Raw genomic sequence first — 26,950 nt, 5'->3', positions numbered from 1 at the left:
GCCCGGGACGTCGGGCGGTCGCGTCAGCGGGCTGGCCGGCTCAGTACCAGTTGACCGCCTGCGAGTGCGACCACGCGCTGCACGGGGTGCCGTAGGAGGCGTCGATGTAGCGCAGGCCCCAGGTGATCTGGGTGCTGGCGTTCGTCTGCCAGTCGGCGGCGACCGAGGCCATCTTCGAGCCGGGGAGCGCCTGCGGGATGCCCGTCGCGCCGCCGTCCGGGTTGACGGCCCGGTAGTCCCAGCCGGACTCCTTCGTCCACAGGCTGTCGAGGCACTGGAACTGGTCCGCGCCCCAGCCGTACTCGGACGCCGCCATCGCCGCCGCCACGGTCTTCGCCCCGGCGGGTGTGTTCGCGCGGGCCTGCGCTTCGGCGGCAGCCCGTTCCGCCGCGGCACGAGCGGCGGCTGCCTCCGCCGCGGCCGCCCGGTCGGCAGCCCGCTGCGCTGCCGCCTGCCGGTCGGCGGCGTCCTGCGCGTCCTGGTCGGCGCTCGCCTGAGCGACCTCCTGCGTGGTGTCGACGGTCGCGGCGATGCGTTCGGTCAGCGCCGAGCCGGACAGCGCACGGATGTCCGCCAGCGATGCGATGTGCTGCTCGAGCTCGGCGGTGTCGGTCTCGTCGTTGGCGTCCTGCACGACGGTGCGGGCGGTCGCGACCGTCGCTGCGGCCTGGGCCCGGCCGAGGTCGGTGCCGCTCAGGCCGGGGGTCGCGGAGGCGCTGGGCACGCCGAGCGCGTCGCCGAGCGCGGGCTGCGTCACGGTGAGGGCGCCGCCGGCGATCGCGACGACCGCGGCCCCGCCGGCGAGGAGGACGCCGTGCTTGCGCAGGGTCCGACGCATGCGACGGGAGGGGGTGTCGAGGGCGGCGCGGCGGGTGCCGGGTGCCGGGGCACCGGTGCGGGGAGTGGTTCGCGTCATGGTTTCCGGGGGTCGGCCGGCTCGTGGTGCGGGTCCTCGGTGGACGGCTGTCCGGACGGGTGCGCGGGTCGGGCGCACGCCGGACACCGGTGCGGTCGAGCGTCGGGGACGGTCGGGCGCACCGGGGAGACGACAGGGGTGGGGGCCCTGCCGTCCGCGTCGTCGCGTGGACCCGCGAGCCGGGGGAGGAGCGGACGGTGGTGTGGGGCCCGTCCGTTCCGCCGCGGCGCGGTGACGCTCAGGTCACCCGCGGGGCGAAGCCGCCACGATGACCCGTGATCCTGGACGTGTCGTCAGCACCTGCGCACCGGAGACCGGCCGGAGCCCGGTAACGGTTCGGTAACGAGGCGCGAGCGCTCAGGAGGACCCGGCCGCCCGGGCGGTCGGACTCTGGGCGACGCGCTCCAGTGCGTCGAGGGCGCCGGCGATCGCGTCGACGTCGTCGGGGGACAATTCCGCGATGAGGCCGGCGACGATGCCGGTGCGCTCCGAACGGGCCGCGTCGACGGCGTCCACGCCGGCGGGTGTCGCACTCACCATGAAGGCCCGGCCGTCGCGCGGATCGGCGTCGCGCTCGATGAAGCCGCGCTGCTCGAGCTCGGTCAGGATGCGGGTCATCGTCGGCTTGGTGACGACCTCGATCCGCGACAGGTCGCCGGGGCGCAGGGGGCCGTGCTGCACGATGGAGGCGAGTGCCGACACGATGCCGTAGCCGAGTGACGCGGAGTCGGTGCGCGCCCGCCGGTTGATCCGACCGACCGCCGCGGCGAGTCGTGCGGCGACCTCGGTGCGGTCCGGGTCGAGGTCGGTCATGGCTGCTCCGCGGGGATCGGTCGGGTGGTGAGCACGATCGTAGCGGTCGCCGGGGCGGTGCAGATCGGGGGACACGAGCGTGACCGCCGGGATCGGCGGGACCGTGTCCGGTGACGAGGTCAGGCCCTGCTCCCGGTCGGCCCGCTCCGATCCTGTGCGGACGTTCAGGGAATGGACGGCTACGGGGTCAGCGCTTCTCGCCCGGGAGGAGGTGGATGGCCTCGGTGGCGAGCTCCGCGGCGACGTTGTCCCCGTCGGCCGTGGCCGTCCGGAGCCGCCGGAAGTCCTCGGTCATCCGATCCCAGTCGACGAGCCGGTCGAGGTCCGGCAACCGCAGCCGGAAGGCCAGGCCGTCCATCGTGTCGCGGCAGACACGCTGCAGGTCCGCGTTGCCGCACTCGTCGACGTACAGCGCGAACACCCCGAGGGCGCCACGGTTCACCGCCGGGACGTCGTGTGCCTCGAGCTCGGTGACGGTCGTGTCGAGCGCCGACAGGATCCGCTTCCGCGCGGCCACCGACAGACGCGGCACGGCCAGCCGGACGACGCCGCCGAACAGCACGCCGAGCGTCTGCATGGCCTCGACGACCTGCGCCGGGTCGGGGGTGGTCACGCGCGTGTACCGGTTCGGTGCCATCTCGATGAGCCCTGCCCGGGCGAGCTGGCTGAGGGCCTCGCGGATGGGGGTCCGGGAGACGCCGAGCCAGGCGATGAGCTCCTCGTCGTTCAGGCGCTCCCCGGGCTCGAGGGTCCCGTCCATGATCGCCTCGTGGATCTTCTGCCGGACGGTGTCGCGGAGCAGCTTGTGCTCGGTCGGGGCGGTGCTGGGGACCGGCATGCGAGGACCTTCCGGATCGGGGGCGGGGGCCTCCTCACCGTACCTGATGTGCTACCGGCAGGATGTGGCCAGCCCAGGTCGAGCAGGCGCAGCGTCGCGGGGTCCTCGTGGCCGTCGAACCACCGCTCCAGGACGGCCCGGAACGGTGCCGGGTCGCCGGCGGCACGGGCGAACAGGGTCATCGACGACCGGGCCTTCACGGCGTCGATGCCGCCGAACAGGTCCTCGGCCGAGTCCGCCGGCGCGTCGGCGGCCGCGGCCGCGGCGTCGAGCAGTCGCGGTCCGAGCACCGGGTGTGCGAGGACCGCCCGGGCTTCCGGCAGGCCGGTCACCGCGTAGTGGCGGGCGGTCGAGCTCCGACCGAGGCCGGCGACCTGCGGGAACACGAACCACATCCAGTGCGACCGCTTCCGCCCGGACCGGAGCTCGGCGAGCGCGGTCTCGTGCACGCCCTGTTGGGCCGTCACGAAGCGGTCGAGGTCGAACGGGTCGTCGCCGTCCGACCCGTCGTGCACGGTGCTCATCGGACGACGTCCCCCCAGGCGTAGCGGACGGTGGTGCCGTCGACGACGAGCACGGAGTCGGGAGCCCGGTCGAACAGCCCCGGCAGGCCGACCGCGTCGGGCAGGTCGCCCTCGAGCCGTTCGAGTCGGGCGGACCGCACGGTGAGCGGCGGGTGCTGGCGCTGCCAGAACAGGGTCTGCGCGAGCAGCCGTGCGTGGATGCCGGCACGGGTGGTCAGCTCGGCGGCCAAGGGCGAGCGGTCGACCTCGCCGGCCACGGCGCGGACCGAGGCGGCGTGCTGGACGGTGGACGGGCCTGGCGTCCGGCGGGCCGCGCGGGCCAGGCGGACCGCACGGATCGGGTGCCGCACGCGTCCGGGGTGCCGGACGGACCGGTGGCCGACGGTCTCGCCGCGGCGACGGGAGCGTGCCCAGGCGAACGTGTACGGCACGCCGAGCAGCGCGTGGGCGGCGACGATGGCGGGGACGTTCGGCGTGTCCACGGTCAGGTACGCGATCCCGCGGCGGCCGGCGTCGTCGACCGTGAGGACCTCGATCGTGACCTCGGTCATCCTGCCGAGGCGGGTGGACGGCGGGAACGGTGGGACCTGCGTCTCACGGAACACGTAGGCGACGAGCCCGACCCAGGCGCTGCCGTCCACGACGTCCGGTCGGGTGCCACGCGGGACCAGGCGCGCGAGCGTCTCGGGCTCGCAGCGCCAGTGCGCGAAGACGATGTCGTCCCAGGCGTGCACGGTCACCGGGCGGTGCAGCAACGCCACGGAGGCCCGGGCGCGGGGAGCGCCCCGTCCCGGCGCCGGCGCGGGCGCGGCCTCGCTCATCGGCGGGGGGCGTGTCGGGCGACCCGCACCCCCCACGCGACGAGCGGGGCCTGCAGGGGCAGACGGAGGACGGCGACCAGGCGTGCGGTCCGGCTGGACCGGGGGCTGTCGAGCAGGTCCCCGGCCATCTTGAGGTTCGCGGGGAAGACGGCGAGGAAGAGCGCCGCAGCGGCCCACCCGGCACCGCGTCGGGTCGCCGGGACGAGGAGCCCGGCGGCGATGCCGAGCTCGGCGACACCGGACGCGAGGGTGGTCGTCCGTGGCGGGAGGGCGTCCGGCACGATGCGGTCGTACCCGCGGGGCCGGAGGAAGTGCGTCACGCCCGCACCGCCGAGGATGAGGGCGAGGACACCGGCGGTCCTCGTCGCACGTCGTGCACGTCTGGTCCGCCGTCGCATCGCTCCATCGTGCCCGTCGTGCCCCGGCGCACGCCCAGGTCGGTCCGGGGTCGGCATCGCGGGTCGGGAGGGCGCGCGTGCCCCGGACGGCGGCACCACTCAGGTCAGCGCGGTCGCGACCAGGTCGAGGACGGCCGTGGCGACGTCGGCCTTCGACCCGGAGGTCTCGCGGACGACCTCGCCGCCGGGCACCAGGACCTCGATCGCGTTCTCCTCGCGCTCGAAGCCGTGCGACCAGCCGACGTGGTTGACGACGAGCAGGTCGGCCGGCTTCCGGGCGATCTTCGCGCGCCCGAGCTCGATGCGCGCCTCGCGGTCGGGTTCGGTCTCCGCGGCGAAGCCCACGATGACCTGCCCGACCCGCCGGGCGGCGACGAGTTCGGCCAGGACGTCCGGGTTCTTCACGAGTTCGAGCGTCATCCGGTCGCCCTGCTGCTCCTTCTTGAGCTTCGACTCGAGCACCTCGGCCGGCCGGTAGTCGGCGACCGCCGCGGTCATCACGACGACGTCGGCTGCGGGCGCGGCGGCGTGCACGGCAGCGGCGAGCTCCTGCGCCGACCCGACGCGCACGACCTCGACGGGCAGGTCCGCGGTGAGCCCGGGGTCGGTGTTCGCGGCGACGAGGGTCACGTCCGCGCCCCGGCGTGCGGCCTCCGCGGCGAGCGCGACGCCCTGCCGGCCGCTCGAGCGGTTGCCGACGAACCGCACCGGGTCGAGCGGTTCGCGGGTCCCGCCCGCGCTGACCACCACGCGGACGCCGGCCAGGTCGCCCTGCTCGCCGCGGGCGCCGGTGCGGAGGCTCGGTGCCGCTCCGGCCATGTCGGCACCCCCGTGCGCGTCCCCGCTGTCCGTCCCGTCGAGCACGGCGAGTGCGGCCCGCACGATGTCCTCCGGTTCGGACATCCGGCCGATGCCGGCGTCGTCGCCGGTCAGGGCGCCGACGACGGGACCGACGACGTGCACGCCACGGGAGCGGAGTGTCGCGAGGTTCGCCCTGGTGGCCGGGTGCTCCCACATCTGCGGGTGCATCGCGGGGGCGACGACGACGGGTGCCTCGGTCGCGAGCAGGGTCGTGCCGAGCAGGTCGCCGGCCAGGCCCGCGGCCATCTTCGCGAGGCTGTCCGCGGTGGCGGGGGCGATCACGACGAGGTCGGCGCGACGGCCGAGTGCGACGTGCCGCACCTCGGCGACGTCGTCCCAGACGCTCGTGGAGACGGGGTTGCGGCTGAGCGCCTCCAGGGTCGGCAGCCCGACGAACCGCAGCGCGCCCTCGGTCGGGACGACGTGCACGTCGTGGCCGCGCTTCACGAGGTCGCGGACGACGCCGACGGCCTTGTAGGCGGCGATCCCGCCGGTGATGCCGACGACGACGGTGCGGGGGCGGACGGTCTGCAGGGCTGCCTCGTTCACGGCGCTCACGCTACCCGCCGAGCGCACGCGTGCGGCCGTCGCTCGGGCGACCGGCGGGGGAACGTGCGAGCACCGACCCCGGAGAGTGTCGGCGATGGCGAGGAACGCCGACGCCGGGTGGCAGGATCGCCGTCATGTGCACCGTCGTCGTCCGTGTCGATCCCGCCGCGGCCTGGCCCGTGACCATGCTCGCGCTGCGGGACGAGTCGCCGGACCGGCCGTGGGACCCGCCGGCGGCGTGGTGGCCCGACCGCGACCCCGGGGTCCGGGGCGTCCGCGACCAGCAGGCCGGGGGTGCGTGGCTGGCCGCGTCGGACCGTGCCGGGCTCGCGGTCGTGCTCAACCGGTGGGAGGACACCCCGGGAGTCGACGGGTCCTGGACGACCCGTGGCACGCTGCCGCTCGACGCCGTGGTCGACGGCGTCCTGCCGGGCGCGGCCGGCACCGCGCCGACGAGCCGGGCCTTCAACCTCGTGCGCGCGACGGCCGACGGGGCCGAGGTCGTCACCTGGGACGGGTCGGCCGTCCGAACGACCGTGCTCGGGCCCGGCGTGCACATGGTCACGCACGGCGAGCCGGACGACCCGGCGGCGCCCCGGATCGGCCGGTGGCTCGACGCGTTCCGCGCCGCGCCGGCGCCGACGGGCCCGCCCGCTCGGGACCCCTCCGACGAGGTGGGCCGCACGGGGCCGGCTGCCGACGAGGACGGCTGGGGTCCGTGGTTCGACGTGCTCGACGGCTCGACCGTCCTGCCCGCCGACGACCCGGACGCGATCCTGCGGGACACGGTCGAACCCGAGGGGCACTTCGCGACCCTGTCGATCGTCGCCGCGGCGGTCGGACCGGAGCGGACGGTGCTGCGTCACACCCGGCTCGCACAGCCGGGGGTCCTGCACGGGCCGCTGACGCACGACCACGCGTAGGCGACCGTCCTCGGAGGCCCGAGGACGGGCCTCCCGGCGGGGGCGACTGGTGCGGTGTCCGCCGGGAGGCCCGGCCCGGGTCCCGCGGACCGGCGTCAGTCCGGCAGGCGGGTCCCGGTGAGGTCCTCGGCGACCGCCCAGAGCGAGCGGGCGAGGTCGACGCCCCGTGCTGAGCGCGGGATCGGTGCGAGCGTCGTCGGCCCGGTGAGGCCGAGGGGCCCGGCCGGTCCGTAGTAGGCGCCGGACACCGCACCCGGTCCCACGGCGGCGTAGAGGAGCGGCTCAGACCCCTGCTCGACGCCCTGCGTCCAGGGGAACGCCCGGTCGCTCGCGTGGACGGGGCGGTCGCGGCCCAGGGAGCGGCCCGCCGCCTGCAGGTTCGTCCGCGTGAAGCCGGGGTGCGCGAGCGTCGAGCTGAGGCCCCACTCCCGCGTGATCGCGACCTGGTGCAGGTGCAGCCCGAGGAGCAGGTCGGCGAGCTTCGACTGCGCGTAGGCGAGCCACGGCTGGTAGCCGCGCTGCCACTGCAGGTCGTCGAAGTGGATCTTCCCCGGCACCGCGGCGATGCTCGACATGGTCGTCACGCGGGGCGCCTCGGCGCGGAGGAGCGTCGGCAGGAGCAGGTTCGTCAGGGCGAAGGGGCCGAGGAAGTTGGTCCCGAACTGCAGCTCGAACCCGTCGACGGTCTCGAAGCGCTCCCGCGGGGCCATCACGCCGGCGTTGTTGACGAGGACGTCGAGCGGTCGGTCGTCGGCGATGACGCCGTCGGCGAAGCGGTGCACGCTCGACAGGTCGGCGAGGTCGAGCTCCCGGACCTCGAGGTCGCCGTCCGGGTGCTCACGACGGATCTCCGCGGCGGCGTCCTCGCCCTTGGACGGGGTGCGGACCGCGAGCACGACGCTCGCGCCGGCCCCGGCGAGCCGGCGGGCGGCCTCCTTGCCGGTGCCGCTGTTGGACCCGGTGACGACGATGCGTCGGCCGGACTGGTCGGGGAGGGTCGAGGACTGCACCATGGGGTGGACCGTACACAGCGGCGCTGTGCCCGGCTCGCCCGCGGCAGGGGGTGCGGTCGGCGGGCGATCGTGCTAGTTTTCATGCGTTCGCATTGATCGACTGCGAGATCCGGGAGGGTCCCATGAGCAACGCCTTCGGCACGGACCGACCCTCGGACGTCCCGCCGCCCGCACCCGACCGGGTCGGCCCGGTGCAGCTCGGCCTCGACACGTTCGGCGACGTCACCGACGGTCCTGCCGGCAGCCCCCTCACCCACGCGCAGACGCTGCGGAACCTGCTCGACGAGGCCGTCCTCGCCGACCAGGTGGGCATCGACTTCATCGGCGTCGGCGAGCACCACCGCGCCGACTACTCCGTGAGCGCCCCCGAGGTCGTCCTCGCAGCGATCGCCGCCCGGACCGAGCGCATCCGCCTCGGTTCCGCCGTGACCGTGCTGTCCTCCGACGACCCGGTCCGCGTGTACGAGCGCTTCGCCACCGTCGACGCGATCTCCAACGGGCGCGCCGAAGTCGTCCTGGGCCGCGGGTCCTTCACCGAGTCCTTCCCGCTGTTCGGCTTCGACCTGCAGGACTACGAGGTGCTCTTCGAGGAGAAGCTGCAGCTCTGGAGCGCCCTCCGTGGCGGCGACACCGTCACGTGGCAGGGCACGAAGCGCGCCTCGCTCGTCGAGCAGGACGTCTTCCCGAAGCTCGAACACGGCCCCATCCCGACCTGGATCGGCGTCGGCGGGTCACCGCAGTCGGTCATCCGCGCCGCGTCCTACGGCATGCCGCTGTTCCTCGCGATCATCGGGGGGCAGCCCGCGCAGTTCGCCCCGTACGCCCGGCTCTACCGCCAGGCGCTCGACCAGCTCGAGCTCCCGCAGCAGCCGATCGCGATGCACTCGCCCGGGTTCGTCGCCGAGACCGACGAGGAGGCCGCCGAGCGCTACTGGCCGTTCCACAAGGCCGTCACCGACCAGCTCGGTCGTGAGCGTGGCTGGCCGCCCCTCGACCAGGCGGGTTACCGCGCCGGGCTCTCCGCGGGCGGGTCGCTGTACGTCGGGTCGCCGGAGACCGTCGCGCGCAAGATCGCGCGGAACATGCGCATCCTCGGCGTCACCCGGTTCGACATGCGGTACGCGACCGGTCGCCTGCCGCACGAGGACATGATGCGGTCGATCGAGCTGTACGGCACGCGGGTCGCGCCGCGCGTCCGCGAGCTGCTCGCGGAGCCGGTCCCCGTCCCCTGATCCACCACCGGACGGGCTGACCCGTCGCCGGACGGGCTGAGCGGTCCGCCCGGCGGTTCCCGGGCTGCTCCGCGTACCGTCTGGCGCATGTCGCCGAGCAACGAGACCACCGAACGACGGTTCCGCGGACGGATCCTCGGCGCCGGGAGCACCTCCGGCGTCCGGTTCGTCGTCGGCATGTGGGAGTCGTCCCCGTTCGGCGCGTTCACCGACGTGTTCGTCGAGCTGCCCGACGGGTCGAGCGTGCTCCTCGCTCCCGACGAGATCGTCGCCGCCTACGTCTCCGGCACCTACCGGTTCGACGCGGTGTCGGTCGTGGACATCAGCGCCCGACGCACCGCCCGCGGACTCGAACTCGACGCCGGGCCCCTCGTCGCCTCGGTCGACGTCGGCACGATCTCCCCGCTCGGTCGGGTGCTCCGCATCGTCCCGAAGCGCATCGCCCGCGACCCGCGGTGGCTCACCGTGATCGACCCCGTCGCGAAGCTCGTCGCTCCCGGAGCGGGCACCGCCGGCACCGCGGGGGGCGGCCGCCGCGAGTACTACGGCGTCACCGGGGCGCACGACGTGGTCGGTGTCCGTGGCACCTGGGCGGGGGAGCCCCTCGGGGAGCTCGCGCCCCTGGACCCGCCGGTGCGGTTCGGCTTCGCGTCGCTGCCGCGGATCCCGCAGGTGGTCGACGTCGAGACGACCATCCGCGAGCGCGCCTGACCGCTGCCGTCCGCGCCGACGCGGCCGGAGCGGCGTCGCGGGGGTGGGACGGGCCTCCCGGCAGATGTCCCTCGCGCATCCCGAGCCGATCGGGGCAGACTGGAGGGAACGGTTCGCGTCACGGAGCCGGCCTCGTGCCGGCAGTCGGGGCGCACGACGCAAAGGAGCATCATGACCGACACCCAGACCGACCACCGCGCCGCCATCTCCGACATCGTCCACGGAGCACGGACGGCACTGCTCACGACCGTCAGCGAGGACGGCCAGCTGCACGCCCGACCCCTCGCCGTGCAGGACAAGTCCTTCCACGGGACGCTGCGGTTCCTCGTGCAGGACGGCAGCGAGAAGGTCGAGGACATCGCCCGGAACCCGCACGTCAACGTCGCCATCGAGTCGCAGGGCGGGTACCTCTCCATCGCCGGCACGGCGACCGTCACCGAGGACCGCGCGGTGGTCGACGAACTCTGGTCGCCGTTCGCCGAGGCGTGGTTCCCGGACGGGCGCGACGACCCGTCGATCCGGCTGCTCACGGTGCAGGGCGTCTCGGTCGAGTACTGGACGCAGGACGCCGGTCCGGTCGGGGGTCTCGTGCAGACCCTCAAGGCCGCGATCGGGCACCAGTCCCAGCCGGACGTCGGCAGTCACGGCACGCTCGAGGTCTGACGCACGTCGCCGCCCGGGTCGTGTCCGACACGAGCCCGGGCGTCGGCGACGGTCCCGTCAGGGCGGGCCGAGCAGCCAGAGGAGCGCGACGAACACCGGCTGCAGCACCAGGGCGCCGGCCACCAGCGTCCACCGCAGTCCCGGCTTCGCAACCAGCTCCGGCGACCCCATCAGCGGCGCGAGGGGCATGAGCAGCCGGGGCGTGGACGCCATCGGCAGCGACACCGCGAAGACGTACAGCGCGTACCCCGCGGCGAACACCACCGTGGTGGTCCCGAGCTGCCGGGTGGAGCGGCGCGACAACCACAGCGGGTACAGGACGAGCAGGAGCACGACGAGGAGCACGCCGCCGACGCCGAGCCACTTCGCGGTGGTGAGGAACCACGGCGACAGCGGCACGAAGTGCACCCGGCCGATGAAGTTCACCCACCAGGACATCTCGGTCGCGAGGTACGCGTCCGGACGACCGGTCGCCCAGGCCGCGATGACCGGCCACGCCGATCCCGCCGCCGCCATGACGAGCCCGGCGACGACGACCTTGACCCGCTCCGCGACCGGGAACCCGTCGAGCGACCGGGCGCCCGTCCGCCGCGCCGCGGAGTACCGGAGGAGCGCGAGCACACCGAGCGTCAGCGGGATGGCGAGCGCACCGGGACGGGTGAACGCGGCGACGACCCCGAGGACGGTGAGCAGCCCGTACCGCCGTCGTTCCATCGCCAGCAGCGCCCCGAAGGTCAGCGCCAGGAAGGCGGTCTCGGCGTACCCGACCTGCAGCAGGAACGACAGCGGACCGCACGTGAAGAAGAAGACCGCCCACAGTGCCGCGGTCGCACCGGCGTGCTCCTGGACGAGGCGGTGCAGCAGGAACGTCGCGACGAGGCCGGCGACGATCGCGACGGTCGGGGCGCCGATGGTGAACGGCAGACCGGTCGACACGGTGAGGAGCCGGATGGTGAACGGGAACGCGGGCAGGAACGCCCAGGCGTTCTGTGCGACGTGTCCGGTGGCATCGATCGGCAGGACCGAGGGGTACCCGTGCAGCGAGATCGCCTCGTAGTACTGCCCGTCCCACGACGTCAGGAACGCCGTGAAGCCGTGGTCATTGCCCCAGATGGCATTGTCCGGCTGCACGCGCGAGACGAGTGGGTACACGACCATCAGCCACATCGTCGACACCAGGCGCCCGACGGTCCAGAGCAGCAGGACCGCCGACCACGCCGGCAGGCTGACGACCGTGTCGACCACGCGGCGACGACCCGCGGCGACCGAGCCGGTGAGGACCCCGTCCAGGCGGCTCATGCGCGCGGTCCGCAGAGGTCGGGGTGGGCAGACGGCACGGGTCCACGGTAGTCGTCGCTCGCTGGGGAAGGGGGACACCTCGCGTCACGGATCACGCAGCGGTCCGACTAGCATCCGGAGCGATGACGACGACGACACGACGGACGAGCAGCACGGCGGTCGCCGTGCTCGTGGCGGGCACCTTCTTCATGGAGCTCCTGGACGGGACGATCCTGGCCACGGCGGCACCGGCGATGGGGCGCGACCTCGGCGTCGACTCCGCCGCCGTCGGTGTCGCGATCACCGCCTACCTCGTCACCCTGGCCGTGTTCATCCCGGTCAGCGGGTGGATCACCGACCGCGTCGGGTCCCGGACCGTCTTCGTGGGCGCGATCGCGCTGTTCACGCTCGCCTCGGCGCTCTGCGCCGCCTCGACCGGACTCGTCGAGCTGACGCTGTGGCGGATCCTGCAGGGCCTCGGCGGTGCGCTGATGGTGCCGGTCGGGAGGCTCGTGGTGCTCCGCAGCGCCGGTCGCGACCAGCTCGTCACGGCGATCGCGATCCTGACGTGGCCCGCGCTCGCGGCGCCGATCATCGCGCCGTTCCTCGGCGGGGTGCTCGTCGACACGCTGTCCTGGCACTGGATCTTCCTCGTCAACATCCCGCTCGGGGTGGTGGCCGTCGTCGCGGCGCTCGTCCTCGTCCCGCAGGAGCGTGCGCCGGAGCGGGTGCCGTTCGACTGGCGCGGGTCGGTGCTCGCCTGCCTCGGGCTCGGCGCGCTCGTCGTCATGGCGTCGTTGCTCGCCCTCGAGACCGTGCCCGTCGTGCCGGCCGTCGTCGCCGGCGTCGTCGGTGCGGGATGCACCTGGCTCGCGATCCGGCACTTCCGCCGGGCACCGCACCCGATCATGGGGCTCGACGCGTTCCGGCTCGAGACCTTCCGTGTCTCACACGCAGGCGGCAGCCTGTTCCGCCTGGCGGTGTCCGCGGTGCCGTTCGTGCTGCCGCTGCTCTTCCAGGACGCCTGGGGGTGGACCGCACTCGAGGCCGGGTCCGCCGTCCTCTGGGTCTTCGTCGGCAACCTCGGCATCAAGCCCGCGACCACGCCGTTCCTGCGCTGGTGGGGGTACCGTCCGGTCATCGTCGTGTCCTCCGCCCTCGCGGCGCTGTCCGTCCTGGCGATGGTGTTCCTCACACCGGAGACGCCGTTCTGGCTGCTCGCGGTCCTCCTCGTCGTCAGCGGTGCCGCACGGTCGGTGGGCTTCACCGCGTACAACACGATCGCGTTCGCGGACGTGGAGCAGCCGGACATGACCGCCGCGAACACGCTGTCCTCGACACTGCAGCAGACCGCGGCCGGGTTCGGGGTGGCCGTCGTCGCCGTCGTGCTCCGTGCCGCGTCGGGCCTCGGCGGGGAGGGTCTCGCCGGTACGGCGCCGTACGCGGTCGCCTTCGGCGTGATCACGGTCCTGCTGCTCGTCGCCTGCGTCGAGGGGCTGCTCATGAGCCGGACGGCGGGGGAGACCGTCCGTCCGACCCGCCGCGTACGGGAGCCGGCGGGGCGCTGACGGGGCGGTGCGGCGCGCCAGCGGCGGGGTCGACCGGCACGCGGTCGGGTCGTCACCGATCGTCCACCGCCACGTCACGTGTCCGCGATCCGCACCGCGCTACAGTCTCAGCAACCTGCTGCGGTGTCCGAGTACCGTGACCGCCGCAGGAGAGAGGGCCGATCGGGCCCGGAACGGAAGGCAGCATGGCGGCGCCACAGGAACAGGCAACGACAGACTCGACCACCGAGGTCCGGCAGACCGCCCTGCGCGTCGTGAGCTACAACCTCCGTGAGCACACCGCGAACAGCGAGCTCGCGGCCCTCGCCGAGTCCTCCCAGGCCGACGTGCTCTGCGTGCAGGAGTGCGACAGCACCGACCTCGCCACGTCCGTCGGCGGCCTGACCCTCGCCGCGTCCACCCAGGCGAACCGGCTCGGCCTCGCCATCTACAAGCGCGACGACCGGTTCGACGTCCGCGACCTCGGCATCCACTCGCTGCAGAAGTCCCTGCACGACCGGGTGCTGTCACCCGCGCACGAGCGCCTCATCGCCATGCACCTGTACGACCGGGAAGCCGACACCGAGGTCATCGTCGCGTCCTTCCACGCCTCGCCCCTGACCGCGACGAACTCGCTGCGCCGCAAGCAGATCGAGGCCGCGCACGACTTCGTCCGCGACCTGTCGAGCGAGGCCCCGGCGATCATGGTCGGCGACTTCAACTACCCGTGGTTCCAGACGAACCTGCGCCGGAAGATCGAGGAGTCCGGCTTCGCGCTGTCCCTGTCCGACCAGCCGACGTACCTGCGCTACCGCAAGTTCACCGGCCACTTCGACTTCGCCACGAGTGTCGGCCTGCACATCGCCGGGGTCGAGACCCTGCCCGCGGGCATCTCCGACCACCGGCCGATCCTGGTCCGTGCGGACTACGAGGAGCCCGCCGCGGTGGAGGCCCCGGCCGCGGAGGACGCGCCCGCCGCGTAGCCGCCCGCCGCGTAGCCGAACGACGCGCCGCGCACCTTGCGCGGGGTCGCACGACCTGCCGCTGCCCCTGCCGGTCGGCGGCACATCGTGCGACCCCACCGGTCCATCTGGCGGGCCGACGGCGGTCCCGTGGCGGAGGCGGGGCCTCCAGGCCGCGTCAGCGCCCGCCGAGGTCACACGACATGCCGCGCGCGTGCCGCCGAGGTTCCGGGGTCCCGGCATCTCGGCGCGCGAGATGCCGGAATCGCGGAACCTGGCGGGCCAGCGAATCGGCTCAGCGGCGGAGCGTCGCCCGCGCCAGCCGGTTGCCGACGAACTGGCCGAGCTGGACGATCACGACGATCGCCGCCACGGACACGTAGACGACCCACCAGTCGTACCGCTGCGACCCGTACGTGATCGCGTACTCACCGAGGCCACCGCCACCGACGAGCGCACCCTGCGCGGTCATGTCGACGATGCCGATGTAGATGAACGTGTAGCCGAGGATGAGCGGCCCGAGGCCCTCGGGGATGAGCACCGTCAGCAGGATCGACACCGGGTGCGCCCCGGAGGCCCGTGCCGCCTCGACGACGCCGGGGTCGACCGCCAGCAGGTTCTGCTCGACGATGCGCGACACCGCGAACGCCGCCGCGAGCGAGATCGCGAACGTCACCGCCGGGACACCGATCGTCGTCTGCACGACCACGCGGGAGAGCGGGGCGATCGCGGCCAGGAAGATCACGAACGGGATCGGTCGCACCAGGTTCACGACCAGGTTGATGACCGTGTACGCGCCGCGGTTGCCGAGCAGGTTGCCCGGTCTGGTCGCGTAGAGCAGCAGGCCGAGCGCGAGTCCGATGACCCCGGCGATGACGAGTGACACGAGGGACATGACGATCGTGTCGCGGATCGCGGCGAGGAACACGTCGAAGGTGTCGATGACGCTCTGGAACGAGTTGTTCATGCGCGTGCCTCCTCGTCGACGGTGATGCCGCCGGCTCGCAGTGCTGCCACGGCTCGGTCGGTGGCGGTGTCGGACCCGCCCAGTTCGTAGGTGAGCGACCCGATCCGGCGCTCCCGGATCTCGGTGACCCCGCCGAACACGAGCTCCGCGGTGACCCCGGCATCGCGGAACGCCTGGTCGATGCGCGCCTGCAGACCGGTCTCGTCGGTGATCCGCACGGACACGAGGCGTCCCGGGTGGCGCTCGCGCAACCGTGTGACGGTCTCGGCGGACGGGCGGTCGTGGAGTGCGGTGCGCACGAAGCGCTGGGCAGCGCCGGTGGTCGGGGCGGAGAACACGTCGTACACGTCCCCGACCTCGACGACCCGGCCCTGCTCCATCACGGCGACCCGGTCGGCGATCCGGCGGACGGCGTCCATCTCGTGCGTGATGACGATGATCGTCACGCCGAGCTCGCGGTTCACGCGGCGGAGGAGCGCGAGCACCTCGGACGTGGTCTCCGGGTCGAGGGCGCTCGTGGCCTCGTCGGCGAGGAGCAGCTCGGGGTTCGAGGCGAGGGCCCGGGCGATGCCGACGCGCTGCTTCTGACCGCCGGACAGCTGTTCCGGGTAGGCGTGTGCACGGTCCAGCAGGCCGACGAAGTCGAGCAGCTCGGCGACGCGGCGGTCGCGTTCGGCCTTGGCGACGCCGGCGACCTTGAGCGGGTACGCGACGTTGCCGGCGATCGTGCGGGAGCGGAACAGGTTGAACTGCTGGAAGACCATCCCGATCCGGCGACGTGCGGTGCGCCGGTCGCGCTCGGGGATCGCGGTGAGTTCCTGACCGGCGACGGTGACCGTGCCCGAGGTGGGCAGCTCGAGTGCGTTGACGAGTCGGACCAGGGTGGACTTGCCGGCACCGGAGTAGCCGATGACGCCGAGGACCTCTCCCTGGTGGACGTCGAGGTCGACACCCTCGACCGCGGTGACGGTCTCTCCGGTGTCGGCGCGGCGGTAGCTCTTGGTGACGCCGCGGAGTTCGACGAGGGCGGCCACTACTCCGCTGCCGCCTTCGCGTCCTGCTCGACCGTGGCGAGCTCGTCCTGCAGCTCGGCGGCGTCCTGGTCGCGGGAGACCGCGTCCGGGTAGTCCTGCTTGAACGCCTTCTGCACGGCGTCGTCCTGGAACAGCTCGGCCAGTTCGAGGTACGTCTTGTTCGTCTTGTCCTCGTTGCGGACCGCGAAGACGTTCACGTACGGGGCGGCGGAGGAGCTCGTCGGGTCGTCGGTGAAGACCTTGTCCGACGCGGGGAGCCCGGCGGCGGTCGCGAAGTTGTTGTTGACGACGGCGGCCTGCACGGAACCCTGCTGCAGGGCGTTCGCGGTCTGCGAGGCGTCGAGCGGCTGCACGTCGACCTTCGCCGACTCGATGTCGTCCGTGGTCGAGAAGGCGCTGCCGCCGTCCTGCAACTCGAGCAGCTTCGCGGCCTGCAGCACGAGCAGGGCGCGGGCCTCGTTGATGGCGTCGTTCGGGATGGCGACCTTCGCGCCCTCGGGCAGGTCGGACGGCTCGTCGACCTTCGTCGCGTACAGCGGGAGCGGGTAGACGGCGGTGGAGCCGATCGGCTGCAGGTCGTCCTTCGAGGTCACGTTGTAGTTCGCCAGGTACTGGATGTGCTGGAACTGGTTGATGTCGACCTGCCCGTCCTTGAGCGCGGGGTTCGGCAGCGAGTAGTCGGCGAAGTTCGTCAGCTTCACGGTGACGTTCAACCGTTCCTTCGCGAGCTCCGTGTAGGTCTTCCAGTAGGGCAGCGCCTTGTCCGCGACGCCGATGGTGACGGTCTGGGCCTTCCGGTCGGACCCGGACCCGGCGGCTCCGGCCTGCTCGGAGCCGCCACCGCGGACGGCGACGACCACGAGGGCGACGACGATCGCGACGACGACGACTGCGGCCGCGACGATCCACCCGATGGGGCGCTTGCGCTTCGGACGGTCGGGCAGGACGGGTGCGGCGGTCATGGGTGCTCCTCGTGAGGGGGTCGCCCTGGTGGCAGGGACGGGTGCTGTCGGGTCCTCGGTCCGGTGTCGTCCGGCGGGGACTCCACGAGTGTGCACGGCGACGCCGACACGGTCGATTCGCGTTCCGTCGTGTTACGGGCGGCGTCCGCGGCGGGCAGGCTCGGAGTGTGCGCAGCATCGAACTCGTCCTCGACCCGGCCGCCGAGCGGGCCGTGCGCGACCTCTGGGATGCGCTGGTCGACGCCGACCTGCCGAGCATGGGCCGCCACACCTCGGCGACGAACACGCCGCACGTCACGCTCGCGGCCGGGGACACCCTGCCCGTGCCGCCCGGCTTCGACGTGGCGCTGCCGTCGACCGTGCGCCCCGCCGGGCTCCTGCTCTTCCCGGCCGGCCCCGGTCGGCACGTGCTCGGGGTCGGCGTCGTGGTCGACCGCGCGCTCGCCGCCTTCCACGAGGCGGTGCACCGCGTGGCCCCCGGTGGCGTCGACACCTCGCTGCCCGGCCGGTGGGCACCGCACCTGACGCTCGCCCGGCACCCGCGGGACGTCGACCTGCCCCGGATGCTCGAGGTGCTCGCGGCCGTGCCGCTCCCCGAGGAGCTCGGCGTCGCCGGGGTGCGTCACTGGGACGGGGAGACGAAGACGGTCACCACCGTCGGCTGACGCCTGCGACCGGTCGCAGGCGCTCCGTCAGGTCGCCGCGGCCGACGCACCGGTCGCGCCACGGCCCTCCCGGGAGGCCCGGCTCAGGTCCCGAGCACCCGCTCACCGAACGCGGACGCGAACTTCCGGTCCGGGTCGCGGGTCGCGACCAGGGCGCGGAAGTCCGGCAGTCGTGGGTACAGCGCCGCGACCGCCGTGGCGTCGAGGGAGCTCATCTTCCCCCAGTGCGGGCGACCGCCGAACGCGGCGAGTCGCGCCTCCAGGTCGGGCAGCAGGGCGGCGACCTCCGCGGGGTGCTTCTTCCAGGTGAACGCGATGCAGAGCACGTCCTCGCCCTGTGTCGGGCTGAGCCAGAGGTCGTCCGCGGCCATGGTGCGGAGCTCCGACACGTGCAGGTGCGGCTGGATCCGGTGGGCCAGCCCCCGCAGGGCGTCGAGCGCGGCGGCGGCGTGCCGGAGCGGGACGAAGTGTTCGCTCTGCACCTCGGACCCGACGGAGGGCACGGCGTCGATCGGGAAGTGCGGCAGGCGGTCCCACCACGGCCCGACCGAGCCGTCCCGCGCCGTGTGGTGGCCGTCGCCCGGGGCACCCGGCAGACGTGGGGCACCGAGGAGGTCGGCGGGGACCGCGACGTCGTCGGCACCGTCCGGCACGCGGGACTTCACGAGCACCTCGGAGACGGTGTCGCCGAACACCGTGTACGCGCAGACCGAGTACCCGGCGGCGAAGACCTCGGCGGCACCGGCCGTGAAGGTGTCCCAGGCGATCGGGCCGTACGTGTCCTGCCGCATCCGGTACGAGGGCTGCACGTCGACGATGACCCGCGTGACGATGCCGAGCAGGCCGAGGTGGATCGCGGCGCCCTGCATCGCCGGGTCACCGCGGCGGATCGTGCTCGTGGTGCCGTGCGGTCCGACGACCTCGAGGGCGGCGACCGCGGTGCTGAGCGACCCGAGCGCGGTGCCGGAGCCGTGCGTCCCGGTCGCGACCGCACCGCCGAGCGAGATGTGCGGCAGCGAGCCCTCGTTGTGCAGGGCGACGCCGGCGGCGTCGAGGTCGGGTGCGACGACGCCGTACCGGGTGCCGGCTCCCATGGTGGCCGTGCGGCGGTCCTCGGCGACGACGAGGTCGGTGGGCACGGCGGTGAGGTCGAGCAGGACGCCGGGGGTGTCCGCGACGTCGTTGAACGAGTGCCGTGTGCCGATCCCGTGGACGCGCGGGCTCCGGGCGACGAGGTCGGCGACGTCGTCCAGCGAGGTCGGCCGGACGACGCGCTCGGCCGTGTAGGTGACCGTGCCGGACCAGTTCAGCTCGCTCGTCGTCGACCGCATGCGCCCACGATGCCACGGCGTGACCCGGCATCGCGCCCCCGGACGCACATCGCGCCCCGTCGGGACGGGGCGCGATGTGCGTGCCGGGGCGCGTGGTGCGCCTCGTGTGCGGTCGGGAGCGTCAGTGCATGACGGGTGCCGGGGCGCCCTCGGGGGTGACGGGCTTCCGGACCATCGACGAGGCGACGATCCCGAACAGGGAGATCACGGCGCCGACCAGGAAGGCCAGGTGCACTCCGGACGCGGTGGCCGTCGCCGTGTCCGCGGCGTCACCGCTCGTGGCCGCGCTGGTGGCCCCGATCGTGAGGAGCGTGACGAACAGTGCCGTGCCCGCGGCGCCCGCGAGCTGCTGGGCGGTGCCGAGCACTGCGCTGCCGTGCGAGTACAGCCGCGGCGGGAGTCCGCCGAGCGCCGAGGTGAACAGCGGCGTGAAGGTGAGCGCGAGGCCGAGGCTCAGCACGACGTGGGCACCGAGCACGAACCAGACGCTGGTGTCCGCCGTGACGGTCGAGAGCGCCCAGAGCACGGCGCTGATGATGACGGAGCCCGGGACGAGCAGGACGCGCGGTCCGCGACGGTCGTAGATGCGACCGACGATCGGGGACAGCAGGCCCATGAGCAGCCCACCCGGGAGCAGCAGCAGGCCGACGCTGAGGACCTCGAGACCGAGCACGCGCTCCAGGTAGATCGGCAGCAGGATGAGCGTGCCGAACATCGCCATGAAGCTGATCGCCATCGCGACGATCGGGATCGTGAAGCCCTTCGTGCTGAAGGTGCGGAGGTCGAGGAGGGCGGCGTCGCGACGCTGCAGTCGGGTCTGGCGGACGATGAACACCGCGAGGGCTGCGAACCCGACGACGAGCGAGGTGATCGGCAGCGCCGGGCCGGTGGTGCCGCTCTCGCCGATGCTCGACAGGCCGTAGACGATCCCGCCGAACGCGAAGGCCGACAGGATGACCGAGGCCACGTCGATGGCCGACTTGCGGGGTGTCGAGACGTTGCGCACCTTGATCATGCCGAGCACGAGCGCGGCGAGCGCGATCGGGAGCACGAAGCCGAACAGCCAGCGCCACGAGAAGGCGTTGAGGATGAGGCCGGAGATCGTCGGCCCGATCGCCGGGGCGACCGAGATGACGATGGAGATGTTGCCCATCACGCGGCCGCGGTGCGCGGGCTCGATGAGGGTGAGGACGGTGGTCATGAGCAGCGGCATCATGATCGCCGTGCCGCTGGCCTGCACGATGCGCCCGACGAGCAGCATCGTGAAGCCCTGCGCGAGCAGCGCGACGAGGGTGCCCGCGGAGAACAGGCTCATCGCCCAGACGAACACCGGGCGGGTGTCGAACCGCTGCAGCAGGTAGCCGGTGACCGGGATGACCACGGCCATCGTCAGGAGGAAGCCGGTGGTGAGCCACTGGCCGGTGGCGGCGCTGATGCCGAGGTCGTCCATGAGCCGCGGCAGCGCCACACCCATGATCGTCTCGTTGAGGATGACGACGAACGCGGAGACGAGCAGCAGCCCGATCACGAGTCGGGTGCCGGCGGGGGAGGGGGCTTCGAGGCTCCCGGTACGGGGCGCGGAGTCGACGGCCTGGGTCAAGGGGGCTCCTGGAGGATCGTGGTGTGGCGCACCCGGACGGACGGGTACCGAGGCTGGAAGCACTGACGGGTCCCGATCATTCCCGAGCCGGGGAACGTCGGGTGGAACGGCGTGTGGACGGTCAGTGCAGGATGCGGAAGCCGTCCTCGTCGCCGTGCGGCGCGACCTCCCGCACGGCCACGTCGGTGACGCTCGCCGAGGGCGGGCCGGAGCGGAGCATGACGACCAGCGCGGCGACCGCGGGTGCGGGGCCCTCGGCCTCGACTTCGACGGTGCCGTCGAACAGGTTCCGGGCGTACCCGGCGAGTTCGAGTCCGTCGGCCTTCCGCGCGGTCCACCACCGGAACCCGACGCCCTGCACCGTGCCACTGACGACGGCGTGCTTCCTCGTGGTCGTGCTGCCCATGCGGCCGATGCTAGGCGGGGTGTGTTTCGCCAACGTTCCGGCTACGTTCCGGTGCGGTGACCCTCGTGATACGGTCATCAGTACCCGAACAGATCGGGTCAGTAGGACCTGAACAAGAGGGGGCATCGCGATGTCCGAGCCCGGGATCCGCGTCGCCGTCTCGACCGTCATCGTGGCGCTCCGCCCACATCCCGACACCGGCGTCCCCGCACTCTGGATGCCGCTCGTCCGCCGCGTGACCGAACCGCACGAGGGCTCGTGGGCGCTGCCGGGCGGATGGGTGGGCGCGGACGAGGGCCTCGACGACTCCGCGGCCGCGCGCCTCCGCGAGACGACGAAGGTGCAGCCGCGGTACCTCGAGCAGCTCTACGCGTTCGGGGACGTCGGCCGCTCCCCGAGCCGGGTGGTGTCGGTCGTCTACTGGGCGCTCGTGCACCCGGACGAGGCGAACGTCGTTCCCGACGACTGGAACGTGCGGTGGTTCCTCGCCGACGAGCACCCGCCGCTCGCGTTCGACCACGACCGCATCGTGGAGTACGCCCTCTGGCGGCTCCGGAACAAGGTGTCGTACTCGCGGATCGCGCAGGCGTTCCTCGGCGACCGGTTCACCCTCGCCGAGCTCCGCGGTGTCTACGAGGCCGTGCTCGGCCGGACGCTCGACCCGGCGAACTTCCGGCGGCAGGTCGCGCAGAGCAACGCGGTCCTGCCCACCGACGAGACCACGAGCGGCGACCGGCACCGACCGGCCCGCCTGTACCGCTCGAACCCCGACCTGTCGTACGCGGACAACGGCCCGCTGACGACCCGACCCACCACCGCGCAATGAACGGGGACGGAACCGTGTCCATCGCGACCACCATCGAACTGATCTCGAACGGCCGGGCGGCCGGCACCACCTGCACGCCCGACCTCGCCGCTCCCACCTGGGACTTCGACGCCGTGCCCGGGTACGGCCCCGGGTCGTCGATGTCCGACGTCATCCCGACGACGGCGCCCCGCCAGGGTGTGCTGCCGGACGAGTACAAGCACGCGCCCGACGAGGAGCTGCACGAGCGGATCGAGCGGGCGAAGGCGACCCTCGGCGACCGGGTGGTCGTCCTCGGGCACTTCTACCAGCGGGACGAGGTCGTGCGCCACGCGGACTTCCTCGGCGACTCGTTCCAGCTCGCGAACGCCGCCCTGACCAAGCCCGACGCCGAGGCCATCGTGTTCTGCGGTGTGCACTTCATGGCCGAGACGGCGGACATCCTGGCGCGGGACGACCAGCGCGTCATCCTGCCGAACCTGGCCGCCGGGTGCTCGATGGCGGACATGGCCGACATCGACAGCGTCGAGGCCGCCTGGGCGGAGCTGACCGCGCTGTACGGCTCCGAGCCCGACGCCGACGGCCGTGTCCCGGTCATCCCGGTCACGTACATGAACTCCGCCGCGGACCTCAAGGCGTTCTGCGGTCGGAACGGCGGGATCGTGTGCACGTCGTCGAACGCAGCGACGGTGCTCGAGTGGGCGTTCGAGCGGGGGCAGCGCGTGCTGTTCTTCCCCGACCAGCACCTGGGCCGGAACACCGCGAAGGCGATGGGGATCAGCACCGACCGGATGCCGATGTGGAACCCGCGCCTGGCCGGGGGCGGCAACACCGCCGCCGAGCTGCTCGACGCCCAGGTGGTCCTGTGGCACGGGTTCTGCTCCGTCCACCGCCGCTTCACGGTCGACCAGATCGAGCAGGCCCGGCGCGAGGACCCCGACGTGCGCGTGATCGTGCACCCGGAGTGCCCGATGGCCGTGGTCGACGCCGCGGACGTCGCCGGCAGCACCGACCTCATCCGGAAGACCGTCGCCGCGGCCACCGAGCCGACGTCGTTCGCGATCGGCACCGAGGTCAACATGGTCAACCGGCTCGCCGCCGAGTACCCGCAGCACACGATCACGTGCCTGGACCCGGTGGTGTGCCCGTGCTCGACCATGTACCGCATCCACCCCGGCTACCTGGCGTGGGTGCTCGAGGCGCTCGTGGACGGTGTCGTGCTCAACGAGATCGTGGTCCCCGCCGACGTCCAGGTCGACGCGAAGGTCGCACTGGAACGCATGCTCGCCGCGAAGCCCCGCCCGCTGGGGACCCGGGCCTGATGCACGTCGTCGTCGTCGGGTCGGGGATCGCCGGCCTGACCGCCGCGATCCGCGCGAGCACCGAGCACGACGTCACCCTCGTCACGAAGGGCACCCTGACCGACGGCGCCACGGCGTCCGCGCAGGGTGGCATCGCGGTCGCCCTGGGGGCCGACGACACCGCCGCCCTCCACCAGCACGACACGCACGTCGCGGCCGCGCGCACGGCGGACGCCCGCGCCGTCGACGTCCTCTGCACCGACGGTCCGGCCCGCGTGCGCGACCTGCTCGCCCTCGGGGTGCCGTTCGACCGGACGACCGACCCGGCCGCACTCGACCGGTACGGCGACGACCTGGCGCGGGGGCGCGAGGCCGCCCACGGGCGCTGGCGCATCCTGCACGCGGGCGGGGACGCGACCGGGGCCGCGGTCGAACGGACCCTCGTCGCCGCCCTGCACCGGCGGCACGTCACCATCCTCGAGCGGACGTGCCTCACCGACCTCGTCGTCCGCCACGGACAGGTCGTCGGCGTCGACGTCCTCGACCTGCTCGGCGAACCGCGGCGGATCGACGCGGACGCGGTGCTGCTCGCCTCCGGGGGAGCCGGCCACCTGTACCGCGAGACGACCAACCCGCTCGTCGCCACCGGGGACGGTGCTGCCGCGGCCTGGCGGGCCGGCGCCGTGCTCGCCGACCTCGAGTTCGTCCAGTTCCACCCGACGCGTCTCGCCGTGCCCGGCGGTGGGCTGGTCTCCGAGGCCGTCCGCGGTGAGGGAGCCGTCCTGCGGGACGAGCGCGGGCACCGCTTCATGCGCGACGTGCACCCGGACGCCGAGCTCGCGCCGCGGGACGTCGTCGCGCGGGGGATCGCGAGCGCCATGCGTGCCCAGGGCGGGCGCCCCGTGCTCCTCGACGCGACCGGGCTCGACCCCGCGTTCCTGCTCGCCAGGTTCCCCGGCCTCACCCGGGCCACGCGGGCGGCCGGCGTCGACTGGACCCGGGAGGGCGTCCCGGTCGCGCCCGCCGCGCACTACGCCATGGGCGGTGTCGCGACCGACACCGAGGGCCGCACCAGCCTGCCCGGGCTCTGCGCCGTCGGGGAGGTCGCCTGCACCGGCGTGCACGGGGCCAACCGCCTCGCCTCGAACTCGCTGCTCGAGGGCCTGGTGTTCGCGGTCCGCGCCGCCGACGCACTCGGGTCCCCGCGCCCCGACCGGCCGCGGCTCCGCGGCGACGCGACGCTCCTGCCGACCGTCGTGGCCGATCCGCTGGACGGCAGGCGGGCCTCCCGTCCGGTGGACGGCGTGCGTCTGTCGGGCGGCGACCGGCCGGGAGGCCCGGGCCGGGTCGGCACCGACACCGCCGTCCGCGACGCGGTCCAGTCCGTGATGACCGAGCACGTCGGCCTGCTGCGCGACGCCGCCGGGTTGGCGGAGGGCCGGCGGGTGCTCGCCGCGGTGCCGGCGCCGCTGCCGACGACCGTGCGCCGTGCCGAGGACCGGGCGCTGCTCGACCTCGCCCGGGTGACGGCGCTCGCCGCCGAGGCCCGGACCGAGTCCCGCGGTGCCCACGCCCGGACCGACCACCCCGACACCGACCCGACCGCGCCGATGACGACCGCATGGGTCCGGGCACGACCGGCCGGCCCGTCCGACGCCGCGCCCACCGCCCTGCAGGAGGCACTCGCATGACCGCTCCCACCGCCCAGGCCGCTCCCACCGCCCAGGCCGCTCCCACCGCCCAGGCCGCTCCCACCGCCCCGGCCGTGCCCGCCGACACCGACCCCGGCACGGTCCCGCCGCACGTGCTCCGGCGGGTGATCGACACCGCGCTCGAGGAGGACGCGCCGTGGGGTGACGTCACGAGCGAGACCCTCATCCCCGCGACGGCGACCGCGGCCGCGACCCTCGCGGCGCGCGAGCCCGGCGTGCTCGCCGGCGGCGAGGTGTTCGTCGCCGTGATGCATGCCGTCGACCCCGACCTCGCCGTGTCCGTGGCACTCCGCGACGGGGACGTCTTCGCCGCGGGGGACGTCATCGCGAGCGTGACCGGGTCGGCCCGGTCCGTGCTCCGTGCCGAGCGGGTCGCCCTCAACCTCGTGCAGCGCATGTCCGGGATCGCGACCCTCACCGCGCAGTACGTCGCCGCCGTCGCCGGGACCGGTACCCGGGTCGTCGACACCCGGAAGACCACGCCCGGTCTCCGCGCGCTCGAACGACACGCGGTGCGCTGCGGTGGCGGCCACAACCACCGGACGTCACTGTCGGACGCGGTCCTGGCGAAGGACAACCACCTCGCGGTGCTCCTGGCCGGCGGCACGGACATCGGCGACGCGATCCGGGCCGCACGACGGCGTCTCGGGCACACCGTGCACCTCGAGGTCGAGGTGGACCGCATCGACCAGATCGAACCCGTCGTCGCCGCGGGCGTCGACACAGTCATGCTCGACAACTTCACCGTGCCGATGCTCGAGGAGGGCGTGGCCCTCGTGGCGGGCCGCGCGCTCGTCGAGGCGTCGGGCGGGGTCTCGCTCGACACGGTGGCCGCGATCGCCGCGACCGGGGTCGACCTCGTGTCCGTCGGCGCCCTCACGCACTCGGCGCGGGCGCTCGACCTCGGGCTCGACGTCGACGTCCGCCCGGTCTGACGCCGTGTTCTACCTCGACCGGGCCGCGACGACGCCCGTCCGCCGCGAGGTCCTCGAGGCGATGTGGCCGTACCTGACCGGCACCTTCGGCAACCCGTCCTCCACGCACGAGGTCGGGGACGCCGCGGCCCGGGGCCTGGCAGGTGCGCGCTCGGCGGTCGCCCGCGCCCTCGGCTGTCGGCCCGGCGAGGTCGTCTTCACGAGCGGCGGCACCGAGGGTGCGAACACCGCGGTGAAGGGCATCGCGCTCGGTGCACCCCGCGGGCGGCACGTCGTGACGAGCGCCGTCGAGCACGAGGCCGTCCTCGAGAGCTGCCGGTACCTCGAACGGCACCACGGCTTCACGGTCACGGTCGTGCCGGTCACGGCGGACGGCACCGTCCTGCCCGAGACCCTGCGCGCGGCACTCCGCCCGGACACGACGCTCGTGACCGTCGCGCACGCGGACAACGAGATCGGCACGGTGCAGGACGTGCGGGCACTCGCAGAGGTCGCGCACGCCGTGGGTGCGCGGTTCCACACCGACGCCGTGCAGTCCGCACCGTGGCTGCCGGTCGGGCTCGACGTGCTCGGGGTCGACGCGGTCTCGGTGTCCGGGCACAAGCTCGGTGCGACGAAGGGCATCGGGGCCCTGGCGGTCCGGGCCGGTGTCGCGCTCGAGCCACTCCTGCACGGCGGTGGACAGGAGCGCGGCCGACGTTCGGGCACGGAGGACGTCGCGGGCGCGGTCGGTCTCGCGGCGGCGTGGGGGAGTGTCCTCGCCGGACGGGACGCAGCGGCGGGAACGGCCACCACGGTCCGGGACGCCGTCGTCGCCGGGGTGCTCGCCCGGGTGCCCGGCGCCGTGCTGACCGGGTCGCCGGACCGCCGACTGCCGGGACACGCGTCGTTCTGCTTCCCGGGGGTGCTCGGCGAGACGGTGCTGCTCGAACTCGAGCGCCGGGACGTCGTGTCGTCGTCGGGGAGCGCCTGTGCCGCGGGCAGCACCGAGGCGTCACACGTGCTGACGGCGCTCGGCCTGCCGGAGGACGTGGCCCGCTCGGCGGTGCGGTTGACCTTCGACGAGACGCTGACCCGGGCGGACGGCGAGCAGGTGGTGGACGCCGTCGTGGCGGCCGTCGCGGCGGTCCGGATGCTCGGTTGAGCGGGTGTACTAGACGTTCTACTCCAGCTCTGGGGCCGT

27 protein-coding genes are annotated in these 26,950 nt (G+C 73.6%); 12 read left to right on the top strand and 15 right to left on the bottom strand.

Translation table 11 applies throughout. The annotated features are described in order from the left end of the window. Positions 1-40 precede the first annotated feature (40 nt). From DEI95_RS01190 to DEI95_RS01160, 7 genes are all read right to left on the bottom strand, one after another. Positions 41-916 (bottom strand): phospholipase, encoded by an 876-nt coding sequence (locus DEI95_RS01190; protein WP_258367383.1) that lies wholly within the window; start codon positions 914-916, stop codon positions 41-43. A gap of 357 nt (positions 917-1,273) precedes the next feature. Continuing rightward, positions 1,274-1,729 (bottom strand): MarR family winged helix-turn-helix transcriptional regulator, encoded by a 456-nt coding sequence (locus DEI95_RS01185; protein ID WP_111059109.1) that lies wholly within the window; start codon positions 1,727-1,729, stop codon positions 1,274-1,276. A 187-nt stretch (positions 1,730-1,916) separates the two neighbouring features. Next, positions 1,917-2,567 carry a GntR family transcriptional regulator gene (locus tag DEI95_RS01180; protein WP_110824705.1) on the bottom strand — a complete coding sequence of 217 codons (651 nt, stop codon included), beginning with the start codon at positions 2,565-2,567 and terminating at the stop codon, positions 1,917-1,919. Further along, a complete protein-coding gene (locus tag DEI95_RS01175) occupies positions 2,456-3,091 on the bottom strand; it encodes a DUF1810 domain-containing protein (protein WP_111059108.1) in 636 nt (211 codons plus the stop codon). The genes DEI95_RS01180 and DEI95_RS01175 overlap by 112 nt, the downstream gene beginning before the upstream one ends. Then, a complete protein-coding gene (locus DEI95_RS01170) occupies positions 3,088-3,912 on the bottom strand; it encodes a DUF2071 domain-containing protein (RefSeq protein ID WP_111059107.1) in 825 nt (274 codons plus the stop codon). The genes DEI95_RS01175 and DEI95_RS01170 overlap by 4 nt, the downstream gene beginning before the upstream one ends. After that, entirely contained in the window at positions 3,909-4,310 is a 402-nt protein-coding gene (locus DEI95_RS01165; RefSeq protein WP_111059106.1) for a hypothetical protein, read from the bottom strand. The genes DEI95_RS01170 and DEI95_RS01165 overlap by 4 nt, the downstream gene beginning before the upstream one ends. A 99-nt stretch (positions 4,311-4,409) precedes the next feature. Further along, positions 4,410-5,720 (bottom strand): phosphopantothenate--cysteine ligase family flavoprotein, encoded by a 1,311-nt coding sequence (locus tag DEI95_RS01160; protein ID WP_258367381.1) that lies wholly within the window; start codon positions 5,718-5,720, stop codon positions 4,410-4,412. Positions 5,721-5,854: 134 nt separating this feature from the next. On the opposite strand from DEI95_RS01160, the gene DEI95_RS01155 reads away from it, so the two are divergent. Further along, positions 5,855-6,643, top strand: a complete 789-nt coding sequence (locus DEI95_RS01155; protein WP_110824701.1) for an NRDE family protein — start codon at positions 5,855-5,857, stop codon at positions 6,641-6,643. Positions 6,644-6,738: 95 nt separating this feature from the next. On the opposite strand, the gene DEI95_RS01150 is transcribed toward DEI95_RS01155, so the two are convergent. Next, positions 6,739-7,656 carry an SDR family oxidoreductase gene (locus tag DEI95_RS01150; protein WP_111059105.1) on the bottom strand — a complete coding sequence of 306 codons (918 nt, stop codon included), beginning with the start codon at positions 7,654-7,656 and terminating at the stop codon, positions 6,739-6,741. Positions 7,657-7,778: 122 nt separating this feature from the next. Here DEI95_RS01150 and DEI95_RS01145 point away from each other — a divergent pair, with 122 nt between their 5' ends. The 3 genes from DEI95_RS01145 to DEI95_RS01135 all read left to right on the top strand — a co-directional run bounded on the left by DEI95_RS01145 (position 7,779) and on the right by DEI95_RS01135 (position 10,262). Further along, the gene (locus DEI95_RS01145) at positions 7,779-8,888 is read left to right on the top strand and encodes an LLM class flavin-dependent oxidoreductase (protein WP_111059104.1); all 1,110 of its coding nucleotides are present in this window, start codon (positions 7,779-7,781) and stop codon (positions 8,886-8,888) included. A gap of 87 nt (positions 8,889-8,975) precedes the next feature. Further along, on the top strand, positions 8,976-9,599 hold the full coding sequence (locus DEI95_RS01140; RefSeq protein WP_110824698.1) for a hypothetical protein: 624 nt from the start codon (positions 8,976-8,978) through the stop codon (positions 9,597-9,599). Between the two features lie 171 nt (positions 9,600-9,770). Beyond that, positions 9,771-10,262 (top strand): pyridoxamine 5'-phosphate oxidase family protein, encoded by a 492-nt coding sequence (locus tag DEI95_RS01135; protein ID WP_110901589.1) that lies wholly within the window; start codon positions 9,771-9,773, stop codon positions 10,260-10,262. A 57-nt stretch (positions 10,263-10,319) separates the two neighbouring features. Here DEI95_RS01135 and DEI95_RS01130 read toward each other — a convergent pair whose 3' ends face one another. Continuing rightward, on the bottom strand, positions 10,320-11,561 hold the full coding sequence (locus DEI95_RS01130) for a hypothetical protein (protein WP_111059103.1): 1,242 nt from the start codon (positions 11,559-11,561) through the stop codon (positions 10,320-10,322). Positions 11,562-11,683: 122 nt separating this feature from the next. Between DEI95_RS01130 and DEI95_RS01125 the strand changes: the two genes are divergently transcribed. Then, on the top strand, positions 11,684-13,108 hold the full coding sequence (locus tag DEI95_RS01125; protein ID WP_110911478.1) for an MFS transporter: 1,425 nt from the start codon (positions 11,684-11,686) through the stop codon (positions 13,106-13,108). Between the two features lie 185 nt (positions 13,109-13,293). Beyond that, on the top strand, positions 13,294-14,070 hold the full coding sequence (locus tag DEI95_RS01120) for an endonuclease/exonuclease/phosphatase family protein (protein ID WP_110824694.1): 777 nt from the start codon (positions 13,294-13,296) through the stop codon (positions 14,068-14,070). 274 nt (positions 14,071-14,344) lie between these two features. Here DEI95_RS01120 and DEI95_RS01115 read toward each other — a convergent pair whose 3' ends face one another. Genes DEI95_RS01115 through DEI95_RS01105 form a run of 3 tightly spaced genes read right to left on the bottom strand, consistent with a single transcriptional unit; the run spans position 14,345 to position 17,012 of the window. Beyond that, positions 14,345-15,016, bottom strand: coding sequence for a methionine ABC transporter permease (locus DEI95_RS01115; RefSeq protein WP_110824693.1), 672 nt, complete (start codon positions 15,014-15,016; stop codon positions 14,345-14,347). Beyond that, positions 15,013-16,050 carry a methionine ABC transporter ATP-binding protein gene (locus DEI95_RS01110; RefSeq protein WP_110824692.1) on the bottom strand — a complete coding sequence of 346 codons (1,038 nt, stop codon included), beginning with the start codon at positions 16,048-16,050 and terminating at the stop codon, positions 15,013-15,015. Before DEI95_RS01110 ends, DEI95_RS01115 begins: the two co-directional genes overlap by 4 nt. Continuing rightward, entirely contained in the window at positions 16,050-17,012 is a 963-nt protein-coding gene (locus DEI95_RS01105) for a MetQ/NlpA family ABC transporter substrate-binding protein (protein WP_111059102.1), read from the bottom strand. Before DEI95_RS01105 ends, DEI95_RS01110 begins: the two co-directional genes overlap by 1 nt. A gap of 167 nt (positions 17,013-17,179) precedes the next feature. On the opposite strand from DEI95_RS01105, the gene DEI95_RS01100 reads away from it, so the two are divergent. Further along, on the top strand, positions 17,180-17,677 hold the full coding sequence (locus DEI95_RS01100) for a 2'-5' RNA ligase family protein (RefSeq protein WP_111059101.1): 498 nt from the start codon (positions 17,180-17,182) through the stop codon (positions 17,675-17,677). An 83-nt stretch (positions 17,678-17,760) separates the two neighbouring features. On the opposite strand, the gene DEI95_RS01095 is transcribed toward DEI95_RS01100, so the two are convergent. From DEI95_RS01095 to DEI95_RS01085, 3 genes are all read right to left on the bottom strand, one after another. Further along, entirely contained in the window at positions 17,761-19,008 is a 1,248-nt protein-coding gene (locus DEI95_RS01095; RefSeq protein ID WP_111059100.1) for a D-arabinono-1,4-lactone oxidase, read from the bottom strand. Positions 19,009-19,129: 121 nt separating this feature from the next. Then, entirely contained in the window at positions 19,130-20,608 is a 1,479-nt protein-coding gene (locus DEI95_RS01090; protein ID WP_111059099.1) for a DHA2 family efflux MFS transporter permease subunit, read from the bottom strand. A gap of 121 nt (positions 20,609-20,729) precedes the next feature. Next, a complete protein-coding gene (locus DEI95_RS01085; RefSeq protein WP_111059098.1) occupies positions 20,730-21,014 on the bottom strand; it encodes an acylphosphatase in 285 nt (94 codons plus the stop codon). Positions 21,015-21,144: 130 nt separating this feature from the next. Here DEI95_RS01085 and DEI95_RS01080 point away from each other — a divergent pair, with 130 nt between their 5' ends. The 5 genes from DEI95_RS01080 to DEI95_RS01060 are packed head-to-tail and all read left to right on the top strand — an operon-like array spanning position 21,145 to position 26,911. Continuing rightward, positions 21,145-21,840: an NUDIX domain-containing protein gene (locus tag DEI95_RS01080; protein WP_111059097.1), complete on the top strand. Its 696-nt coding sequence runs from the start codon at positions 21,145-21,147 to the stop codon at positions 21,838-21,840. After that, on the top strand, positions 21,837-23,141 hold the full coding sequence (gene nadA / locus DEI95_RS01075) for a quinolinate synthase NadA (RefSeq protein ID WP_111059096.1): 1,305 nt from the start codon (positions 21,837-21,839) through the stop codon (positions 23,139-23,141). Before DEI95_RS01080 ends, nadA begins: the two co-directional genes overlap by 4 nt. Then, entirely contained in the window at positions 23,141-24,811 is a 1,671-nt protein-coding gene (locus DEI95_RS01070) for an L-aspartate oxidase (RefSeq protein ID WP_111059095.1), read from the top strand. Before nadA ends, DEI95_RS01070 begins: the two co-directional genes overlap by 1 nt. Then, positions 24,808-25,767 carry a carboxylating nicotinate-nucleotide diphosphorylase gene (gene nadC, locus DEI95_RS01065; RefSeq protein WP_111059094.1) on the top strand — a complete coding sequence of 320 codons (960 nt, stop codon included), beginning with the start codon at positions 24,808-24,810 and terminating at the stop codon, positions 25,765-25,767. Before DEI95_RS01070 ends, nadC begins: the two co-directional genes overlap by 4 nt. 4 nt (positions 25,768-25,771) lie before the next feature. After that, positions 25,772-26,911 (top strand): cysteine desulfurase family protein, encoded by a 1,140-nt coding sequence (locus tag DEI95_RS01060; RefSeq protein ID WP_110890061.1) that lies wholly within the window; start codon positions 25,772-25,774, stop codon positions 26,909-26,911. Positions 26,912-26,950: the final 39 nt, after the last annotated feature.

Source organism: Curtobacterium sp. MCBD17_008 (genome assembly GCF_003234475.1).
Taxonomy (GTDB): Bacteria; Actinomycetota; Actinomycetes; order Actinomycetales; family Microbacteriaceae; genus Curtobacterium.
Note: the sequence above shows the minus strand (reverse complement) of the source record. Positions and strands in the feature narration are given on the sequence as shown.

Coding starts and splice junctions, on each gene's coding strand:
- DEI95_RS01105 (WP_111059102.1), bottom strand. CDS start 17,012: ATGACCGCCGCACCCGTCCTGCCCGACCGTCCGAAGCGCAAGCGCCCC.
- DEI95_RS01135 (WP_110901589.1), top strand. CDS start 9,771: ATGACCGACACCCAGACCGACCACCGCGCCGCCATCTCCGACATCGTC.
- DEI95_RS01180 (WP_110824705.1), bottom strand. CDS start 2,567: ATGCCGGTCCCCAGCACCGCCCCGACCGAGCACAAGCTGCTCCGCGAC.
- nadC (WP_111059094.1), top strand. CDS start 24,808: ATGACCGCTCCCACCGCCCAGGCCGCTCCCACCGCCCAGGCCGCTCCC.
- nadA (WP_111059096.1), top strand. CDS start 21,837: ATGAACGGGGACGGAACCGTGTCCATCGCGACCACCATCGAACTGATC.
- DEI95_RS01155 (WP_110824701.1), top strand. CDS start 5,855: ATGTGCACCGTCGTCGTCCGTGTCGATCCCGCCGCGGCCTGGCCCGTG.
- DEI95_RS01120 (WP_110824694.1), top strand. CDS start 13,294: ATGGCGGCGCCACAGGAACAGGCAACGACAGACTCGACCACCGAGGTC.
- DEI95_RS01140 (WP_110824698.1), top strand. CDS start 8,976: ATGTCGCCGAGCAACGAGACCACCGAACGACGGTTCCGCGGACGGATC.
- DEI95_RS01165 (WP_111059106.1), bottom strand. CDS start 4,310: ATGCGACGGCGGACCAGACGTGCACGACGTGCGACGAGGACCGCCGGT.
- DEI95_RS01190 (WP_258367383.1), bottom strand. CDS start 916: ATGACGCGAACCACTCCCCGCACCGGTGCCCCGGCACCCGGCACCCGC.
- DEI95_RS01095 (WP_111059100.1), bottom strand. CDS start 19,008: ATGCGGTCGACGACGAGCGAGCTGAACTGGTCCGGCACGGTCACCTAC.
- DEI95_RS01150 (WP_111059105.1), bottom strand. CDS start 7,656: ATGGTGCAGTCCTCGACCCTCCCCGACCAGTCCGGCCGACGCATCGTC.
- DEI95_RS01130 (WP_111059103.1), bottom strand. CDS start 11,561: ATGAGCCGCCTGGACGGGGTCCTCACCGGCTCGGTCGCCGCGGGTCGT.
- DEI95_RS01185 (WP_111059109.1), bottom strand. CDS start 1,729: ATGACCGACCTCGACCCGGACCGCACCGAGGTCGCCGCACGACTCGCC.
- DEI95_RS01115 (WP_110824693.1), bottom strand. CDS start 15,016: ATGAACAACTCGTTCCAGAGCGTCATCGACACCTTCGACGTGTTCCTC.
- DEI95_RS01125 (WP_110911478.1), top strand. CDS start 11,684: ATGACGACGACGACACGACGGACGAGCAGCACGGCGGTCGCCGTGCTC.
- DEI95_RS01175 (WP_111059108.1), bottom strand. CDS start 3,091: ATGAGCACCGTGCACGACGGGTCGGACGGCGACGACCCGTTCGACCTC.
- DEI95_RS01145 (WP_111059104.1), top strand. CDS start 7,779: ATGAGCAACGCCTTCGGCACGGACCGACCCTCGGACGTCCCGCCGCCC.
- DEI95_RS01170 (WP_111059107.1), bottom strand. CDS start 3,912: ATGAGCGAGGCCGCGCCCGCGCCGGCGCCGGGACGGGGCGCTCCCCGC.
- DEI95_RS01070 (WP_111059095.1), top strand. CDS start 23,141: ATGCACGTCGTCGTCGTCGGGTCGGGGATCGCCGGCCTGACCGCCGCG.
- DEI95_RS01085 (WP_111059098.1), bottom strand. CDS start 21,014: ATGGGCAGCACGACCACGAGGAAGCACGCCGTCGTCAGTGGCACGGTG.
- DEI95_RS01080 (WP_111059097.1), top strand. CDS start 21,145: ATGTCCGAGCCCGGGATCCGCGTCGCCGTCTCGACCGTCATCGTGGCG.